Origin of the sequence: Streptomyces sp. PsTaAH-137 (genome assembly GCF_003259365.1) — a bacterium.
Lineage (GTDB): Bacteria > Actinomycetota > Actinomycetes > Streptomycetales > Streptomycetaceae > Streptomyces.
In genome coordinates this window covers 1-1,294 of the sequence record NZ_QLLY01000103.1, presented here as the reverse complement: position 1 = coordinate 1,294, position 1,294 = coordinate 1, and the positions used below count along the sequence as shown (strand labels likewise).

Here is a 1,294-nt window from a genome sequence, read left to right as displayed (position 1 = left end):
CCCCCGCCGGGAACGGGCCCCGGCTCTTCTGCTTCCCCCACGCGGGGGGCTCCGCCACCGCCTACCTGCAACTGGCGCGCTCCCTGCCGTCCGCGTTCGACGTGGTGTCCCTGCAGTACCCGGGGCGCCAGGACCGCTACCGCGAGGAGCCGTTCACCGACCTGGACGACCTCGTCGGGGCCGTCGCCGAGCAGCTGGCCGGCGAAGTGGCCGCCGAACCGGAGCGGCCCTACGCCCTGTTCGGTCACAGCATGGGGGCGCTCGTCGCCTTCGAGACGGCCCGGCTGCTGGCCCGCGACGGACTGCCCCGGCCGCAGCGGCTGTTCCTGTCGGGGCGGGGCGCGCCGGACGGCCGGGACAGCGCCTTCGGCCGGTTCGACGACGCCGACGTGCTCGCCGACGTGCGCCGGCTGGGCGGCACCGAGCAGGCGATGCTCGACGATCCGGAGATCCTGGAGATCGTGCTGCCGGCGCTGCGGGCGGACTACCGCATCCTCGGCACGTTCACCTGGCGCGGCGGCGAGCCGCTCGACGTCCCGGTGACCGCCCTGACCGGCGACAGCGACCCGATGACGACGGTCGACGACATGTGGACCTGGCGGGCGCACACCAGCCGTGACTTCGGTCTGAAGGTCTTCCCCGGCGGCCACTTCTACCTGTTCGACCAGCTCGGGCCGGTCGCCGGCGCCGTCACCGAGGGGCTGGCGGCGCGCACCGTCGCCGTCTGAGCGATCCCAGGGAGCGGCGAAGGGCCCGGGCGGCATCCCCCGCCCGGGCCCTTCGCCGTTCCCTCACGCGTACGGGTAGAAGCCCCGGCCGGACTTCTTGCCCAGCAGGCCGCCCTCCACCATGCGCAGCAGCAGCGGCGGCGGGGCGTACAGCGGCTCCTTGAACTCCTCGTACATGGCCTGCGCGATGGACACGGTCGTGTCCAGCCCGATCAGGTCGGCCAGGCGCAGCGGGCCCATCGGGTGCGAGCAGCCCTGGGTCATGCCCTGGTCGATGACCTCCGCCGTGGCCAGGCCCGACTCGACCATGCGGACCGCGGACAGGAGGTAGGGGAAGAGCAGTGCGTTGACGAGGAAGCCGGCGCGGTCCGGCGAGGTGATGGGCTGCTTGCCCAGGACGTCGCGGACGAAGGTGAGGGCCCGGTCGCTCACCGCCCTGTCCGTCAGCACCGAGGGGACCACCTCGACGAGCGGCAGCGCCGGGACCGGGTTGAAGAAGTGCAGGCCGAGCACGTGCTCGGCGCGGCGGGTCGCGGCGGAGAGGCGGACGACGGGGATCGAGGAGG

Annotated in this window: 2 protein-coding genes; one reads left to right on the top strand and one right to left on the bottom strand. The window is 73.7% G+C overall.

Features of this window, described 5'->3' with window-relative positions:
* On the top strand, positions 1–728 hold a 728-nt coding region (locus K377_RS41205), incomplete at its 5' end, for a thioesterase II family protein (RefSeq protein ID WP_111668725.1).
* A 63-nt stretch (positions 729–791) separates the two neighbouring features.
* On the opposite strand, the gene K377_RS41200 is transcribed toward K377_RS41205, so the two are convergent.
* On the bottom strand, positions 792–1,294 hold a 503-nt coding region (locus K377_RS41200; protein WP_111668724.1), incomplete at its 5' end, for a 3-hydroxyacyl-CoA dehydrogenase family protein.